The 19239-nt window shown below is 40.4% G+C and carries 9 protein-coding genes; all 9 read left to right on the top strand.

Annotated elements, in window-relative coordinates; all coding sequences use genetic code 11:
- Positions 1 to 25 precede the first annotated feature (25 nt).
- Positions 26 to 3412: a TonB-dependent receptor gene (locus tag I2I13_RS20560; protein WP_195650373.1), complete on the top strand. Its 3387-nt coding sequence runs from the start codon at positions 26 to 28 to the stop codon at positions 3410 to 3412.
- Between the two features lie 12 nt (positions 3413 to 3424).
- Entirely contained in the window at positions 3425 to 5638 is a 2214-nt protein-coding gene (locus tag I2I13_RS20565; RefSeq protein WP_195650374.1) for a RagB/SusD family nutrient uptake outer membrane protein, read from the top strand.
- 202 nt (positions 5639 to 5840) lie between these two features.
- Complete coding sequence (locus tag I2I13_RS20570) at positions 5841 to 7580, top strand: thrombospondin type 3 repeat-containing protein (protein WP_148366780.1); 1740 nt, start codon at positions 5841 to 5843, stop codon at positions 7578 to 7580.
- Between the two features lie 60 nt (positions 7581 to 7640).
- Entirely contained in the window at positions 7641 to 8309 is a 669-nt protein-coding gene (locus I2I13_RS20575; protein ID WP_148366779.1) for a DUF3826 domain-containing protein, read from the top strand.
- A gap of 205 nt (positions 8310 to 8514) precedes the next feature.
- On the top strand, positions 8515 to 9438 hold the full coding sequence (locus I2I13_RS20580) for a glycoside hydrolase family 43 protein (RefSeq protein WP_195650375.1): 924 nt from the start codon (positions 8515 to 8517) through the stop codon (positions 9436 to 9438).
- 32 nt (positions 9439 to 9470) lie between these two features.
- Positions 9471 to 12791: a glycosyl hydrolase family 65 protein gene (locus I2I13_RS20585; protein ID WP_195650376.1), complete on the top strand. Its 3321-nt coding sequence runs from the start codon at positions 9471 to 9473 to the stop codon at positions 12789 to 12791.
- 122 nt (positions 12792 to 12913) lie between these two features.
- Complete coding sequence (locus tag I2I13_RS20590) at positions 12914 to 15736, top strand: glycoside hydrolase family 78 protein (RefSeq protein WP_195650377.1); 2823 nt, start codon at positions 12914 to 12916, stop codon at positions 15734 to 15736.
- Positions 15737 to 15829: 93 nt separating this feature from the next.
- Positions 15830 to 17164, top strand: coding sequence for a glycoside hydrolase family 28 protein (locus I2I13_RS20595; RefSeq protein ID WP_195650378.1), 1335 nt, complete (start codon positions 15830 to 15832; stop codon positions 17162 to 17164).
- 56 nt (positions 17165 to 17220) lie between these two features.
- Positions 17221 to 19185: a DUF3826 domain-containing protein gene (locus I2I13_RS20600; protein WP_195650379.1), complete on the top strand. Its 1965-nt coding sequence runs from the start codon at positions 17221 to 17223 to the stop codon at positions 19183 to 19185.
- Positions 19186 to 19239: the final 54 nt, after the last annotated feature.

Genomic DNA, 19239 nt, shown 5'->3' on the forward strand with positions numbered 1-19239 from the left:
AAGTATAAATTATAATGCTATAATAATGAAACATAATAACATAATCAAATTGTGTCTTGGCATATTTCTGGTTTTTGTGATAGCTTTACCTGCTTTGGCCCAGAAAAACATGACATTCAAGGGGGTAGTAGTAGATACGACGGGAGAACCTATCATTGGGGCTTCTGTGAAAGTGGTAGGAACAGCTACTGGAACAATAACTGATTTGGATGGTAAATTTATGGTAGTTGTTCCATCAGGGAAACAGGTTGAAATATCTTATATAGGATATATAACGCAGGTATTATCAGATTTTAAGCAGACTAAGATTGAACTGAAAGAAGATACTCAACAGTTGGATGAGGTAGTGGTAGTCGGTTATGGTACACAGAAAAAAGCGCATTTAACAGGAGCCATTGCTACTGTGCCAATGGATGATATTCAGGACCTTGCTTCTGGTAACTTGGCAAGTACATTGAGTGGTATGGTAAATGGACTAAGTGTTAGTGGTGGAGATGCACGCCCTGGTGAAAATGCACGGATTAACATTCGTCAGAATGATGTTTTATCAGATATTGGTGGAACAGCTTCAGAACCATTATATGTTATCGATGGGTATATTTATCCGGTAGAAGTGAAGATTGGTGATGTGACAGAAAACTTGGGAGCAACAGCATTTAATAATTTAGACCCATCTGTAATTGAGAGTATTTCAGTTTTGAAAGATGCTGCAGCTGCAGTATACGGTGCCCGTGCTGCTAATGGTGTTATATTGGTAACCACAAAGAGGGGTAAACAAGGTGCACCTAAGATTTCATATAGTGGAACTTTTGGCGTTGTGGATGAAGTTTCGCGTGCTAAGATGTTGAATGCTTATCAATATGGTCAACTTTGGAATGCCGTGCGTGCGGCTGATCCGACTGACGTATCTATTAATTTGCAGAATGATTTATTTCAGGCAGATGAGTTGAATGCAATGAGAGGGCTGAATTACGACCTGTTGGATAAATATTGGAAAGCAGCATTGACACAAAAGCATAGTATTAATATGACCGGTGGTTCGGAAAGAGCTAATTATTTTGGGGGAATATCTTATTTTGATCAAGATGGTAATCTAGGAAATTTGGATTATAACCGTTGGAACTATCGTGCTGGTGTTGATGTGAAGATTAGTAAATGGTTAAAAGCAAGTCTTCAGGTTTCTGGTGATTATGGAAAGAAAAACAAACCGAATGTAAAGGTAGGAGGTAGTAATGATGAGAAAGACTATAATCTTTTATTAGTTCGTCCGTATTATATTCCTGAAGAAGTAAATGGTATTCCAATTGTGCCTTATGGTATTAGTAATTCGCAAATAAGTTCTTCACAGAATTATTCATTTTCTCTACTTCAGAATGCAGGGGATTATAATAGGACAGAAACATCGAATATGAATATTAATGCCGGTTTGGAATATGATTTTGGATGGAATAAATGGCTGAAAGGATTAAAACTGAAATTCTCTTATTCAAAGAGTATCAATTCAACAAAAAATAATCAATATGGTTCATCATATGAACTTTATTATATGTCCAAACGTGCAGGAAGTGGAAATCATTTATATACACCTGTTCAAGGACAGGAATCTCTATATGAAGAGTTACTGGGAGAAAATAATTTCTTACTTGCTAATAATGGTTCTGCTATCAATAATGCCAGTGGAGATCCCTATTTATCTCGTACGATGAGTCGTGCCGATAATTATCAGATGAACTTTACGGCAACTTATAACCGTGACTTTGGTAATCATCATATAGGTGCTTTATTCTCTATTGAAAAGTCGGAGGCTGAAAGTGAATATTTGGTAGGACAGGTTACTAATCCTTATGAATTTACAAATGGACAATCCAATCTTGTTCAATATAATAGTGCATCTACTACTGAATTCAAGCGTGCGGAGTCTGGAACATTATCATATATTGGTCGTGTGAACTATGCATATGCTGACAAGTATTTGTTAGAGTTCTTGCTTCGTTCAGACGCATCAACCAAGTTTGCTCCTGAAAATTATTGGGGTGTTTTTCCTTCCGTTTCTGCTGGTTGGATAATATCACAAGAGGAATGGTTTAAGAAGAGTGTGAAGTGGGTCGACTATTTGAAAGTACGTGCTTCGTTTGGTTTGACAGGTCGAGATAATACGAAAGCATGGCAATGGATGCAAAATTATGCAGTTGATAAAGATAAAGGACCTATATTTGGTGTCAACACATCAACAAATGCTGGTAATCATATAACAATTAATAAGGAGATTTCTGCTGTTAACCGTAATGCACATTGGGATAAGTCATATAAGGCAAATTTTGGTTTGGACTTCAACGTCTTGAATAATCGTTTGTCATTCAATATTGATGGTTATTATGAGTGGAATCGAGAAATGTTACTTCCATATTCTGCTTCTATTCCAGGTACGGTAGGAACACAGTCAGCGAATTTTAATTACGGAGAGTTAAATACATATGGTATGGAATTGTCTGTGACTTGGAGAGATAGAATAGGGAAAGATTTTAAATATAAGGTGTCTGTTAATACAGGGTATACGGATAATAAAGTGCTTATGATGGACTGGGAAACCAATCAACGTTATATGAAGATTCATGAGGGAAGTCGTACGGATATGGGAACATGGGGAATGCAGTGTCTTGGCATGTTTCGCAGTTATCAAGATATTGATGAATATTTTGCTAAATATAATATTACATCATATATGGGTATGACCAAAGATAATGTAAAGCCTGGTATGTTGATCTATAAAGATATTCGTGGTGCAGAACAGACTGATGGAACCTATGCCGGACCAGATGGAGTTGTAAGTTATGAAAATGATCAAGTTCGTTTATCAAACCGAAATAACCCTTATGGTTTCACTACCAATTTGAGTGCGGAATGGAAAGGAATTTCTTTATCTGCACAGATAAGCGCAAGTTGGGGAGGATATAGTTTTATTCCAACATCAGCACTTAAGATCGGCAATATGGTCGGCTCTGGATCGAGTTCTTATACAGATTTGGAATATACCAATATGCCATCTTTCTGGAACACAGATAATATGTTCGTTTATAATGATGTAGTTGATGCGTCAGGGAATGTGGTTGTAAAAGCTAATCGCAATGCAAAATATCCAAACTTAAGATGGGGTAGTGTTAATAGTGTGAATTCTACATATTGGAGAGTGAGTGGAACTCGTGTTAGTATGAATCGTTTGACACTTGCATATAGTATACCATCTAAGTTTACAAGATTAATAGGTATTGAAAGTTGTCGTTTCAATGTGACGGGGCAGAATTTATTTAGTTTCTATAATCCTTATCCTGATAATTTTATAGATCCAATGACTTCTTATGGTAGTTATCCTACTTTGCGTAAGTTTACTATTGGTGTAAATGTGACATTCTAAAAAGAAATAGCGATGAAAAGAAAAAATATAATAGCTTTCAGTGTTGCTTTAATGGCAATAGGCACTTTCACTTCATGTAGTGATGAGTTTCTACAAGATAAAAAAAATTACGATTATGTTGATGCAAGTACATATAATACATTTAGTGGCGCAAAGGCACGTGTGGATGATATATATGCTTGGTGCTTGCCTAATACGAGTTCAGAACCAAGCTGGAAATATAACAGTACAGGAGCAGCTGATCTCCAATCTAAGTCTACAGAAGAGTACAGTGGGTTTGGATCATTTGTAGATCCTGATGCTCCGATGACTAGCCAAAGTGGAAATAATACGGTTCCTGATTATTTCCATAATAGTGGTAATAATATTCAGGCAAGTGTTTGGGGGCGTATTCGTAATTGCAATGATGTTATTTATGGTATAGAGAATAGTACTCTTTCAGAAGAAGAAAAGAATGAACTATTAGGACAGGTCTATTTCTTTCGTGCATGGTGTTACTATAATTTAGTGAAGTGGTATGGTGGAGTGCCCATAATTACGGAAGTGCAGGAGCCAGTGGCAGGAGCTATTGTTCCTCGTTCTACGACAAAAGCTTGTATTGATTTTATTTGTGGAGACTTGGAACGTTCTGCACAGTTACTTGCTTCATTTACAGAAAATGGCGGATGGCCTTCTAGCGATTTTGGACGTGTTACTTCTGGTACAGCACTTGCATTGAAAGGACGGGCTCTTTTGTTATATGCAAGTCCACTGTTTAATCGTAAAAATGACGTAGAACGCTGGAGGAAAGCTTATAATGAAATTACGACTGATCTACCTAGAATAAATGCTTGTGGCTATGGTTTAGTTAATGAAAGTAATGTCGGAACGAATGCTTCAGGCTGGGCGAATGTATTTTCTATGGTTGATGGTAATACAGAAGCGGTATTTGTAACGTTGTATAATGACATAGCGACGGGGGGAGTACCTGATTTTAGCAAAAATAATTCATGGGAACATGGTATTCGACCATCAAATGCTATGGGAGGAGGTGGTAAAACTCCTTCAGCCATGATGGTTGATATGTTCCCTATGGCTGATGGTAAGAGACCTTCTACATGCAATACTTATACTACATTAGAGCAATCTTCTATCGTTTATGATAAAAATGTTCCGTTTGCTAATCGTGATCCTCGTTTTTATAGGACATTTGCTTTTCCGGGAGTACGTTGGGCTTTCAGTGGTGATCCAAAGAACTCAAGCAATAATAATCCTTATACAGGAGATAAGTATAATTTGTGGAACTATGTTTGGTATGCTAATGAAAATGATAGAGATAATGAGGAAGCTAGTAGTTCCAATACATATGGTGCAGATAACCTGTTGACGAATGCCAAAGGTTTTTATATACGTAAACGTTCGGATGATTTAGATGTAAATTCAAATGCCAGATACAAATTTAGCCAAGCAAACGGCTTTAAATTTAGTGGTAGTCCATATTTGGAAATTCGTTATGCTGAAGTGTTGTTGAATTATGCGGAAGCAGCATGTGGTGCCGGTGAAATGGGAGTAGCTGTTGAACAGTTGAAGAAGATACGTGCTCGTGTGGGATATACATCAGCAAATAATTTTGGCCTGCAAACCAATTTGTCAAGTGATCAGTCTGCATGTTTTGCCGCCATCTTGTATGAACGTCAGATTGAGTTGGCTTATGAAGGTAAACGTTTTGATGACTTACGTCGTTGGATGTTGTTTGATGGTGGTGCGGAAAGAGCAGAAGGAGCACCTGACACATGGCTCCCATCTGGTTGGAATGGAAATACTTGTACTTATTTAGGTTTTAAACAACTAAATGGACAGCGTCGCGATAATCTTGAATTCCGTGTAAGCAGCGCTCATGAGAGTAAAGGACTTGGTGGTACATCGTGGGAAATAAATGGGGTAAATCCAGATCCATTAAAAGATGTAACACGTCCGGATGCATTAGATTTGAGACAGGCGGATATTTCAAGTCAACAGAATAAGTTAGTTGAGTTTTATAATACTTATCTAACACGTAAAATGAAGAAGGGAGATGCATATACTACTGATCATACACCGAAATATATGAATTTCCTTCCTCGGTATTATTTCCTGGGTTTTGCAGAAGGAGCTCAAAAAGCTAATCAAACATTGCCACAAACTATTGGTTGGGCAGATTATAACAATGGTGGTGCTAATGGTACTTTCGATCCATTAGCAGAATAAGTTCATAATCTCCAATTTATATAATAACGTTTCTAATACCTCTTGAATAGGAGGATTAGAGACGTTATTCTTTTATAAAGATTTGAGTTATGTAGAAAAACATATTTTGAATAATAATTTCTGCTCTACTGATTACAAATCTTTTTCTCTTTCGTCTTATTATTGTATTTTTGAATTAACAACTTCACTAAACCAAATAAAAATGAAGAAGAAACATGTATTATTAGCAGCTTTTGCTGCTGCAATGTTGACTCCGACTGTTGCATGGGCTCAATACCCACAAATAACCGACGAAGCCAAAGAAAACTATAAAAAGATGATGACTGAAGAGCGGAAGCGCTCTGATGAAGCATGGGCGAAGGCACTGCCAATAGTGCAGAAAGAAGCAAAGGAGGGACGTCCTTATATTCCTTGGGCTAGCCGTCCATGTGATTTGCCACAAGCGAATATTCCGGCATTTCCTGGAGCAGAAGGTGGCGGTATGTATAGTTTCGGTGGTCGCGGCGGTAAAGTTATTACTGTGACTAATTTGAATGATCGTGGACCCGGTTCTTTCCGTGAAGCTTGTGAAACAGGGGGCGCTCGTATTATCGTGTTCAATGTGGCAGGTATTATCCGTCTGGAATCTCCGATTATAGTTCGTGCTCCCTATGTTACTATTGCAGGACAGACAGCTCCCGGTGATGGCGTTTGCATTGCCGGCGAATCATTTTGGGTAGATACGCATGATGTTGTTGTACGCCATATGCGTTTCCGCCGTGGAGAAACAAAGGTTTGGCATCGTGATGACTCTTTCGGAGGAAATCCGGTTGGTAATATTATGATTGACCACTGTTCTTGTACGTGGGGGTTGGATGAAAATATATCTTTCTACCGTCATATGTATGATCCTAGTGAAGGTCAATATGAAAGCAAAGATTTAAAACTTCCTACTGTAAATGTGACTATTCAGAATACAATCTCTGCAAAAGCATTGGATACATACAACCATGCATTTGGTAGCACTTTGGGAGGTGAAAACTGTGCATTTGCCCGTAACCTATGGGCTAGTAATGCAGGACGTAACCCTTCTATTGGCTGGAATGGAATATTCAACTTTGTCAATAATGTAGTGTTCAACTGGGTTCACCGTTCTTCTGATGGTGGTGATTATACCGCTATGTTCAATATGATTAATAACTACTACAAACCGGGACCTGCTACTCCTAAAGATTCCAATGTAGGACATCGTATTTTGAAGCCGGAATCAGGACGCAGCAAACTGGATCATCACGTCTACGGACGAGTTTATGCTGATGGAAACATCATGGAAGGTTATCCTGCCATTACAGCAGACAATTGGAAAGGTGGTATTCAGATTGAAGACCAATCAAATACTGACGGGTATACTGAAAACATACGGAGCTATCAACCGTTTGAAATGCCGTATATTAATATTATGGGTGCAAATGATGCCTATGATTATGTATTGAAACATGCAGGTGCAACTATCCCTTGTCGTGATATTGTAGATGAACGTGTGATTGAAGAAGTGAAAACGGGCATCCCTTATTATGAAAAGAAACTTCCGAAAGATGCTTATGGCGATCTAACCGGTCTGTCTCCTAAATCAATGGGTGAAGACGGACAATTTAAGTATCGCCGTTTGCCTAAAGATTCTTATAAGCAGGGTATTATTACTGATATCCGTCAGATGGGTGGATTCCCTGAATATAAAGGTACTCCTTATGTAGATACAGACGGTGACGGTATGCCGGATGAATGGGAAATTGCCAATGGCTTGAATCCGAATGATCCGAGTGATGCTAATAAGGATTGTACAGGTGACGGATATACTAATATTGAAAAATATATCAACGGTATCAGCACAAAGCACAAAGTAGATTGGAGAGATATGAAGAACAACTACGATACATTGGCTGAAAAAGGAAAATTAATGTAATCGCAGGTAAGGTGCCGGAGCCAAGTTTTCTTTCGGCATCTTGCTTTAAAAACAATATCAATGAAAAAGATACTGATACTATCATTGCTTTTTATTTCCGGTTGGATGTCCGCACAGACAGTCGACTTAAATAAAGAGAATCGTGATCCTGAATATGTGAAGTCTATTGTCGGTCGGTCACAGAAGATCGTTGATAAACTTGGGCTTACAGATGCGAAAATTGCCGAAGACGTTCGGAATATCATAGCCAATCGTTACTTCGAATTAAATGATATTTATGAAGTACGGGATGCAAAAGTCAAGAAGGTAAAAGATTCAGGGTTGACCGGTGATGCTAAAAATGAAGCACTGAAAGCTGCCGAAAATGAAAAAGATGCGGCATTATACCGTTCACATTTCGCTTTTCCTGCCGATTTATCCCTCTTTCTTGATGAAAAGCAAATAGAGGCAGTGAAGGATGGCATGACTTATGGAGTGGTGAAAGTGACTTATGACTCACATCTGGACATGATTCCGACTTTGAAAGAAGAAGAAAAAGCCCAGATATATGCTTGGCTGATAGAGGCACGTGAATTCGCATTGGATGCCGAAAATTCGAACAAGAAACATGCTGCTTTCGGAAAGTACAAAGGACGTATCAATAATTATCTGGCTAAACGTGGATATGATCTGAAGAAAGAACGTGAGGAATGGTATAAACGTGTAAAAGCCCGTGGAGGTTCTCTATAATAAAAAAATAAGATACTATAAAAAGAAGCGAAATTCTTTCCCATTGTAAATGGTTAGTTTGTTTGATGGTGGAAAGGGTGGCTCGGAGAGTCGCCCTTTTATCATATATAAATTTTGAATCTAATGATTCTTCTGTTATATTTGAGTACAAATTAGACTTATTATCGTCTCCTCTGTATAAAGGATACAATTATAGAATATAGAAATGAAAAAGTTAAGAAATACATTAGCTGCAATAAGTCTTCTGTTTTTGGCTTCTTGTGGAGGTAACAAAGACTACTATATGTTCACTTCATTTCATGAACCGGCTGATGAGGGATTGAGATACTTATATAGTGAGGATGGAATACATTGGGACAGTATTCCGGGAATCTGGTTGAAACCGGAATTGGGGCAGCATCAACTAATGAGGGATCCTTCAATGGTGCGCACTCCGGATGGAACCTACCATTTGGTCTGGACTACCAGTTGGAAAGGCGATTTGGGATTTGGTTACGCACATTCCAAAGACCTGATTCATTGGTCGGAGCAACAGATGATTCCTGTAATGGCAGACGAACCGACTACCATTAATGTATGGGCTCCGGAGATTTTCTATGACGACGAGAGTGAACAGTTTATGGTTGTATGGGCCTCTTGTGTCCCCGGGCGTTTTGAAAAGGGGATAGAGGAAGAGAATAACAATCATCGTTTATACTATATCACTACAAAAGATTTTAAGACAGTTTCGAAAGCAAAACTTCTGTACGACCCGGGATTCAGCACCATTGATGCTGTCATCGTGAAACGGGCGAAGAATGACTATGTCATGGTGCTTAAGAATAATACCCGTCCGGAGCGCAATCTGAAAATCGCTTTTTCCGATTCTATGACCGGACCTTATTCGCCGGCATCACAGCCTTTTACAGAATCCTTTGTAGAAGGACCGTCTGTAGAGAAGTTGGGCGATGATTATTTAATCTATTTTGATGTGTATAAGAAAAAAATATATGGTGCTATGCGTACAAAGGATTTCCGGAACTTTACAGACGTAACAGAAGAAGTAAGCATCCCTGTGGGGCATAAGCATGGAACAATATTCAAAGCTCCGGAATCAGTAGTAAAGGCATTGCTGGAAGAAAAGAAATAAATCCGGAACTAATTTAAAATCAGAAATAAATCATGAACAACTCTGCTAAAATTCTTTTTGTACTGGCTGCCGGATGGTTGACTACTACAGCCTTTGCACAAGATAGAATCCATTATACAGGAAAAGAATTATCGAATCCTGCTTATCACGACGGGCAACTGTCTCCGGTAGTCGGAGTACATAATATTCAATTGGTGCGTGCTAATCGCGAACATCCGGATGCTTCGAACGGTAATGGATGGACTTATAATCACCAACCGATGCTCGCTTATTGGAATGGGCAATTTTTCTATCAATATCTGGCAGATCCTTCTGATGAGCACGTACCGCCTTCACAGACTTTTCTGATGACTTCGAAGGATGGATATCACTGGACGAATCCGGAAATTGTATTTCCTCCTTATAAAGTGCCCGATGGATATACCAAAGAGTCTCGTCCGGGTGTGCAGGCCAAAGATCTGATTGCCATTATGCACCAACGTGTTGGATTTTATGTCTCTAAATCCGGCAAACTGATTACAATGGGGAATTATGGAGTTGCTTTGGATAAAAAGGATGACCCCAATGATGGAAACGGTATTGGCCGCGTAGTTCGTGAAATAAAGAAAGACGGCTCTTTCGGACCGATCTATTTCATTTATTATAATCATGGATTTAATGAAAAGAATACCGATTATCCATATTTTAAAAAAAGTAAGGATCGTGAGTTTGTAAAAGCTTGTCAGGAAATTCTTGATAATCCGCTGTATATGATGCAGTGGGTGGAAGAAGCCGACCGTGAAGATCTTATCATTCCGCTGAAGAAAGGATATAAAGCATTCAATTGCTATACATTGCCGGATGGACGTATTGCCAGTCTTTGGAAACACGCACTTACTTCTATCAGTGAGGATGGCGGACATACCTGGGCGGAACCGGTGCTTCGTGCAAAAGGTTTTGTCAATAGCAATGCAAAAATCTGGGGACAACGTCTAAGTGACGGAACGTATGCTACCGTATATAATCCGTCGGAATTTCGTTGGCCGCTAGCCATCTCTTTGAGTAAAGATGGATTGGAATATAAGACATTAAATTTGGTACATGGTGAAATCACTCCCATGCGCTATGGAGGAAATTATAAATCATACGGTCCCCAATATCCACGTGGTATTCAGGAAGGTAATGGAATACCTGCAGATGGTGATTTATGGGTTTCTTACAGTGTGAATAAGGAAGATATGTGGATTTCCCGCATTCCTGTTCCGGTAGAGATAAATGCTTCAGCACATGCGGACGATGATTTCTCAAACAATAAATCAATTGCAGAACTGACTGACTGGAATATTTATTCTCCGGTTTGGGCTCCGGTTTCTCTGGAAGGTCAATGGCTGAAACTGCAAGATAAAGACCCGTTTGATTATGCTAAAGTGGAACGTAAAATACCGGCTTCTAAAGAGTTGAAAGTCTCATTCGATTTGCAAGCCGGGCAAAATGATAAAGGCATCCTTCAGATTGAATTCCTGGATGAGAACGGAATAGCATGTTCCCGTATGGAACTTACTGATAATGGAATTTTCCGAATGAAAGGTGGCTCGCGGTTTGCCAACATGATGAAATATGAAGCAGGAAAGGTTTATCATGTAGAAGCGGTCCTTTCTACTGCCGATCGTAATATTCAAGTATATGTAGATGGTAAAAGAGTAGGGCTGCGTATGTTCTACGCACCTGTGGCTGCTATTGAACGGATCGTATTCCGTACTGGTACGCCTCGTACATTCCCGACTGTAGATACTCCTGCCGATCAGACTTATGATCTGCCAAATGCAGGTGCACAAGACTCATTGACAGAATATGGTATTGCCAATGTGAAAACATCTTCTACAGATAAAGACGCGTCTTCTGCTTTCTTAAAGTATGCCGACTTCAGTCATTATGCCGACTATTTCAACAGTATGGAAGATGAGAACATCATTCAGGCCATTCCTAATGCAAAAGCTTCGGAATGGATGGAGAAAAATATACCTTTGTTTGAATGCCCGCAACATAATTTTGAAGAAATGTATTATTATCGTTGGTGGTCATTACGCAAGCATATCAAAGAGACTCCTGTGGGATATGGTATGACGGAGTTCCTCGTTCAGCGTTCCTATTCTGATAAATATAACCTGATCGCTTGTGCGATCGGACATCATATTTATGAGAGCCGTTGGTTACGTGACCCGAAATATCTGGATCAGATTATTCATACATGGTATCGTGGCAATGACGGCGGTCCGATGAAGAAAATGGATAAGTTCAGCTCATGGAATGCGGATGCTGTATTGGCCCGTTATATGGTAGATGGGGATAAAGATTTTATGCTGGATATGAAAAAAGATCTGGAAACTGAATATCAACGTTGGGAACGTACGAACCGTTTGAAGAATGGATTGTACTGGCAGGGGGATGTACAGGATGGTATGGAGGAATCTATCAGTGGTGGACGGAAGAAAAAATATGCCCGCCCGACAATCAATAGTTATATGTATGGCAATGCCAAAGCACTTTCATGTATGGGAATTCTTTCCGGTGACGAGGGGATGGCTATGAAATATGGTATGAGAGCAGACACGTTAAGAAATCTGGTAGAAAATGAGTTGTGGAATACCCGTCACCAGTTTTTTGAAACGATGCGTACAGACTCTTCAGCAAATGTCCGTGAAGCAATCGGATATATTCCCTGGTATTTCAACCTGCCGGATACGACAAAGAAATATGAAGTTGCCTGGAAAGAGATTCTGGATGAAAAAGGTTTCTCTGCTCCTTACGGATTAACTACTGCAGAACGTCGTCATCCGGAATTCCGTACACGTGGAGTGGGTAAGTGTGAGTGGGACGGAGCTATCTGGCCGTTTGCTTCTGCACAGACATTGACAGCAATGGCTAACTTTATGAATAATTATCCGCAGACCGTATTGTCTGACAGTGTATATTTCCGTCAGATGGAATTGTATGTGGAATCACAGTATCACCGTGGTCGTCCTTACATTGGCGAATATCTGGATGAAGTGACCGGTTATTGGTTGAAAGGGGATCAGGAACGTAGCCGTTACTATAATCATTCTACTTTCAACGATCTGATGATTACAGGGCTGATTGGACTTCGTCCGCGTCTGGATAATACAATTGAAGTAAATCCATTGATCCCTGCCGACAAATGGGATTGGTTCTGCTTGGATAATGTACTATATCACGGTCATAATCTGACGATTCTTTGGGATAAGAACGGCGATCGTTATCATTGTGGAAAAGGCTTACGCATTTTTGTGGATGGTAAAGAAGTCGGTCATTCAGATACATTGACAAGAATCGTTTGTGCAAATGTTCTTGAATGATAAATTTTAGGCACGGATTACACGGATTACGCTGTAGCTTTACGCGATCATATTTCTAAAAACCGTGAAATCCGTGTAATCCGTGCCTGATTTATCGTTTATCAAATAAAGATATATGAAAGATGAATTTTAGAAATTATTTTCTTTTAGTACTGCTTTGTCTGCCATGTTTCATGCAGGCGAAGAATATAACAATCAGCCGTCTTACTTGTGAAATGCAGGAAGGTTTGGTTGTAGTTGAGGGGGCACCTCGTTTGGGATGGGTGATGGAATCGCCGGAAAATGGAACGCGACAATCCGCTTATGAGATTGACATTCGGGAAGCTTTTACAGGACGTCAAATTTGGAATAGTGGAAAAGTCTATTCTTCACAGAGCCAATTGGTTTCTATAGAAGGAGCAGATATACGTCCTGATAATCCGTTCAATTATAGTTGGCGTGTTCGTGTTTGGGATGAGACAGATGCACCCTCTGAATGGAGCCGTGAAGCACAGTTCCGCTCTGCTTCCTCAAGACTTTCCGAAGGAAAATGGATTGGAGCTATCACTCGCCAGAATGCTCATTTACCGGAAGGACGCAAGTTTCACGGTGGAGAGTTGAAGAAACCGGAGGTAAAGGCAGCTTGGGAAGCAGTGGATACTTTAGCAAAGAAAAGTATTTGTTTGCGAAGAACATTCCAGGTGGGAGATAAGGCAGAAGGGAATACAAACCGTCAATCAAGCAAGAAAATAGTAGAGGCAACCGCATACGTTTGTGGCTTGGGATTCTATGAATTCTCTTTGAATGGCAAGAAAGTGGGCAACAGTGAATTTGCTCCGCTGTGGAGTGATTATGATAAAACTGTTTACTATAACACATATGATGTAACGGAACAATTACGGCATGGTGAGAATGCTGTGGGAATCTTATTGGGGAATGGATTCTATAATGTGCAGGGAGGACGTTATCGCAAATTACAGATAAGTTTTGGGCCTCCTACACTTTTATTTGAACTGGTTATTAATTACGAAGACGGAACATCTACTACACTCCGTTCTGACAATGACTGGAAATATGATTTTAGTCCGGTGACCTTCAATTGCATATATGGAGGTGAGGATTATGATGCACGTCGTGAGCAAAAAGGATGGAATCAGGTTGGCTTTGATGATAGTCATTGGCGTCCGGTAGTTATACAGGAAGCTCCTAAAGGAATACTACGTCCACAGATGGCTCCTCCGGTGAAAATCATGGAACGATATGATATTCAAAAGGTAACCAAACTAAATGCGGAACAGGTTGCTTCAGCTTCTAAATCGACTAAAAGAACTGTCGATCCTTCTGCTTTCGTGTTGGATATGGGGCAAAATCTGGCTGGCTTTCCGGAAATAACAGTACGTGGTAAACGTGGACAGAAAGTGACTCTGCTCGTAGCCGAAGCATTGACGGATGAAGGTGCCTGTAATCAGCGACAAACGGGACGTCAACACTATTATGAATATACACTGAAAGGTGAAGGTGACGAAACCTGGCATCCTCGTTTCTCTTATTACGGTTTTAGATATATTCAAGTCGAAGGAGCTGTCTTAAAAGGACAAAAGAATCCGCAGAAGTTGCCTGTGTTGAAGAATATTCAATCCTGTTTCGTATTTAATTCGGCTAAGAAAGTTTCCACTTTCGAATCATCCAACCGGATATTTAATGCTGCCCATCGATTGATCGAAAAAGCAGTGCGTAGCAATATGCAGTCTGTGTTTACAGATTGTCCGCATCGTGAAAAGCTAGGCTGGCTGGAACAGGTGCATCTGAATGGTCCTGGGTTATTATACAACTATGATTTGACAGCTTATGCTCCGCAGATTATGCAGAATATGGCAGATGCGCAACATACCAACGGTGCCATGCCGACAACTGCTCCGGAATACGTGGTTTTTGAAGGTCCGGGTATGGATGCTTTTGCCGAATCTCCGGAATGGGGTGGTTCTCTGGTTATTTTCCCATTTATGTACTATGAGACGTATGGAGATGACTCGTTGATTAAGAGATATTATCCGAATATGCGCCGTTATGTGGATTATTTGAAGACTCGTGCAGAGATGGGTATTCTTTCTTTCGGCTTGGGAGATTGGTATGATTATGGAGATTTTCGTGCCGGATTCTCTAGGAACACACCGGTTCCCCTGGTGGCTACCGCGCATTATTATATGACAGTAATGTATTTAATAAAAGCTGCGAAAATGGTTGGCAATGACTTTGACATTCATTATTATACTTCTTTGGCACATGAAATACTTGCCGCATTTAATAAATGTTTTCTCAATAAAGAGACAGCACAGTATGGTACAGGGAGCCAATGTAGTAATGCACTTCCGTTATTCCTCCAGATGACGCAGGATTCAGATGAACAAGGCAGTTATCAACCGGATGCAAAGTTGGATGAGAAAGTACTTATGAATCTGATTAAAGATGTGGAAGCACATGGCAATCGCTTAACGACCGGTGATGTGGGTAACCGCTATCTGATTCAGACACTGGCGCGTAATGGTCAGCACGAACTTATTTATAAGATGTTCAACCACGAAGAAGCTCCCGGATATGGCTTCCAGTTGAAATTCGGTGCAACAACCTTAACCGAGCAATGGGATCCCCGCCAAGGTTCTTCCTGGAATCATTTTATGATGGGACAGATTGATGAATGGTTCTTTAATTCACTGGTCGGTATTCGTCCATCTACTACTTATCAAAAGTTTATCATCGCTCCCCAGCCTGTAGGAGATTTGAAATATGTCAAAGCATCGTATGAAACTTTATATGGTACTATTGTTGTGGATTGGACTAGCCAGAATGGAACTTTCACTTTAAACATATCTGTTCCGGTGAATACTACGGCTGTTGTTTATCTTCCGGGAGAAAAAGAACCCAAAGAGATACAGAGTGGAACATATCAATTGGTTTGTGCAAAATGAAAGAACCTTTTGCATATATTTGTAGAATTAAAAAACAATGTATTCATGATTTTTTAGAAGGCAATGATGAAATATAATTTAATAATATCGATTATGAATTTACGGACAATTCTTCTCGTCTTTCTTTGCTTCTGTGCAACCACAGTTCTTCGTGCCGAGCGTGTGGATATGTTGAAGGCCGGTGCAAAAGCAAATGGTAAGGCTCTTAATACAAAGCTAATCAATTCAACGATTGATCGTTTGAACCGTGGTGGCGGAGGTACTCTTTTCTTTCCTGCCGGGACTTACCTGACAGGAAGTATCCATCTGAAAAGCAACATTACACTGGAGTTGGAAGCCGGAGCTACTTTGCTTTTTTCTGACAACTTCGATGACTACCTTCCTTTTGTTGAGGTTCGTCACGAAGGAGTGATGATGAAAAGTTTCCAGCCTTTGATCTATGCGGTAGATGCCGAGAATATTACCATCAAAGGAGAAGGAACTTTGGACGGACAGGGAAAGAAATGGTGGATGGAGTTCTTTCGTGTCATGATTGATTTGAAAGATAACGGCATGCGTGATATAAATAAATATCAGCCGATGTGGGATGCAGCAAACGATACGACAGCGATTTATGCTGAAACGAATAAGGATTATGTAACTACGTTGCAGCGTCGCTTTTTCCGTCCTCCGTTTATCCAGCCCGTCCGTTGTAAGAAAGTAAAGATTGAAGGAGTGAAAATTATCAATTCTCCTTTCTGGACGGTGAATCCTGAATTTTGCGATAATGTAATAATAAAGGGGATAACTATTGATAATGCCCCTTCACCAAATACAGACGGGGTTAATCCGGAATCCTGCCGCAATGTGCATATCAGTGACTGCCATATATCAGTGGGGGACGATTGCATAACCATCAAGTCCGGAAGAGATGCGCAGGCCCGTCGTTTGGGAGTACCTTGCGAAAATATCACCATAACCAACTGTACCATGCTTTCGGGTCATGGAGGCGTTGTTATCGGCAGTGAGATGAGTGGGAGTGTGCGTAAAGTGACTATTTCCAATTGCGTATTTGATGGAACGGATCGTGGAATCCGCATCAAATCAACCCGTGGAAGGGGAGGAGTTGTTGAAGACATTCGCGTTAGCAACGTTGTTATGAGCAATATTAAACAGGAGGCGGTCGTGCTGAATTTGAAATACAGTAAAATGCCTGCGGAACCAAAGAGTGAACGCACTCCGATCTTCCGTAACGTACATATCAGTGGAATGACTGTGACAGATGTAAAGACTCCAATCAAAATGGTGGGTTTGGAAGAAGCACCGATATCTGACATTGTTTTGCGTGATATTCATATTCAGGGAGGAAAACAGAAATGTATCTTCGAAAATTGTGAGCGTATCACGATGGATGATGTGATTGTCAATGGTGAAGAGATTAAAATGTAATCCTGCTCTGCACCTGGTGTCTTTATGATGACTTACTTAGAATCAAATAATTAAAAATGAAACGAATCCTTTTTACCATGCTTCTTGCCGCATCTCTTTCGGCTGAAGCGCAGACACAAACATACGAGACGGAATTTGCCCGTCCCTTGAATGAAGTACTGACGGATATTCAAAACCGTTTCGGAGTCCGTCTGAAATATGATATTGATACGGTAGGAAAAGTGTTGCCTTATGCCGACTTTCGTATTCGTCCTTATTCTGTAGAAGAATCCCTGACGAATGTATTGGCACCTTTCGATTATAAATTTGTCAAACAGAAAGGAAATATGTATAAGCTAAAAGCGTATGAATATCCACGTCGTACGGATGCAGACGGAGAAAAGATGTTGGCTTATCTGAATACTCTTTATGCGGATCGACAGGCTTTTGAACTTCGTGCTGATTCTTTGAAAAAAGAAGTGCGTCAGCGTTTAGGTATCGATACTTTACTAGCTCAATGTGTTAAATCCAAACCTATTCTTTCGAAGATACGTAAATTTGATGGCTATACAGTGCAGAATTTTGCACTTGAAACACTTCCCGGCCTATATGTTTGCGGTTCTATCTACACGCCTCAATCAAAAGGAAAACATGCCTTGATTATTTGTCCTAACGGACATTTTGGTGGCGGACGTTATCGCGAGGACCAGCAACAACGTATGGGCACTTTAGCACGTATGGGAGCTATTTGTGTGGATTATGATTTGTTCGGATGGGGAGAGTCGGCTTTACAAGTTGGCAGTGCGGCACATCGTAGTAGTGCGGCGCACACTATTCAGGCAATGAATGGCTTGTTGATTCTTGAGTCTATGCTTGCTTCCCGTAAGGATATTGATACCAGTCGTATCGGTACGAATGGTGGTTCTGGAGGGGGCACTCATACTGTTTTATTGAGTGTATTAGATGATCGTTTTGCCGCTTCTGCTCCCGTGGTGAGCCTTGCTTCTCACTTTGACGGTGGCTGTCCGTGTGAAAGCGGAATGCCCATTCAACTTTCTGCGGGAGGAACCTGTAATGCGGAACTAGCTGCTACTTTTGCCCCTCGTCCACAACTCGTTGTATCTGATGGTGGCGACTGGACGGCTAGTGTTCCTACTCTTGAATTTCCTTATTTGCAACGAATTTATGGATTCTATAACGCGAAAGACAAAGTAACGAATATACATCTCCCCAAAGAGAAACATGACTTTGGTCCGAACAAACGGAATGCCGTTTATGATTTCTTCGCAGACGTGTTTAAGTTGGACAAAAAGATGCTGGACGAAAGCAAAGTTACCATTGAACCGGAATCTGCGATGTATAGTTTTGGAGAAAAAGGAGCTTTGCTTCCCGAAGGTGCAATCCGGTCATTTGACAAGGTAGCCGCCTATTTTGACAAGAAGGCCTTTGCTGATTTAAAATCAGATGCTTCTCTTGAAAAGAAAGCTATGGACTGGGTAGCTTCTTTAAAGTTGGATGATGAGAAAAAGGCAGGTTTTGCGGCAACAGCTATTTATAACCATCTTCGTAAAGTTCGCGACTGGCACAATGAGCATCCCTATACAACAATTCCCGAGGGTATCAATCCTCTTACAGGCAAGCCGCTTTCCAAGCTCGACCGTGAAATGATTGCAGATTCTGCTATGCCGAAAGAAGTACATGAAAGGCTAATGAAAGAGTTACGCAGAGTATTGACTGAAGAACAGATAGAACAAATCCTCGATAAATATACGGTAGGTAAAGTTGCTTTTACCTTGAAAGGTTATCAGGCCATTGTGCCCAATATGACAGAGGAGGAAACTGCTTACATCCTGGAACAGTTGAAGCTGGCTCGCGAACAGGCTATTGACTATAAGAATATGAAGCAGATCTCTGCTATCTTCGAAATTTATAAAACCAAATGCGAACAGTATTTCAATGAGCACGGTCGTAACTGGCGTCAGATGTTCAAGGATTATGTGAATAAGCGAAACGCAGAAAAAAAGGCCCAAGAAAAGAAATAAATAGGGGTAAGACCTTTTTCCTTCCTATATATCGGAGTATAATCCGGGACAATT

It is taken from the genome of Bacteroides sp. D55t1_190419_B8 (assembly GCF_015558905.1).
GTDB classification, from domain to species: domain Bacteria; phylum Bacteroidota; class Bacteroidia; order Bacteroidales; family Bacteroidaceae; genus Bacteroides; species Bacteroides vicugnae.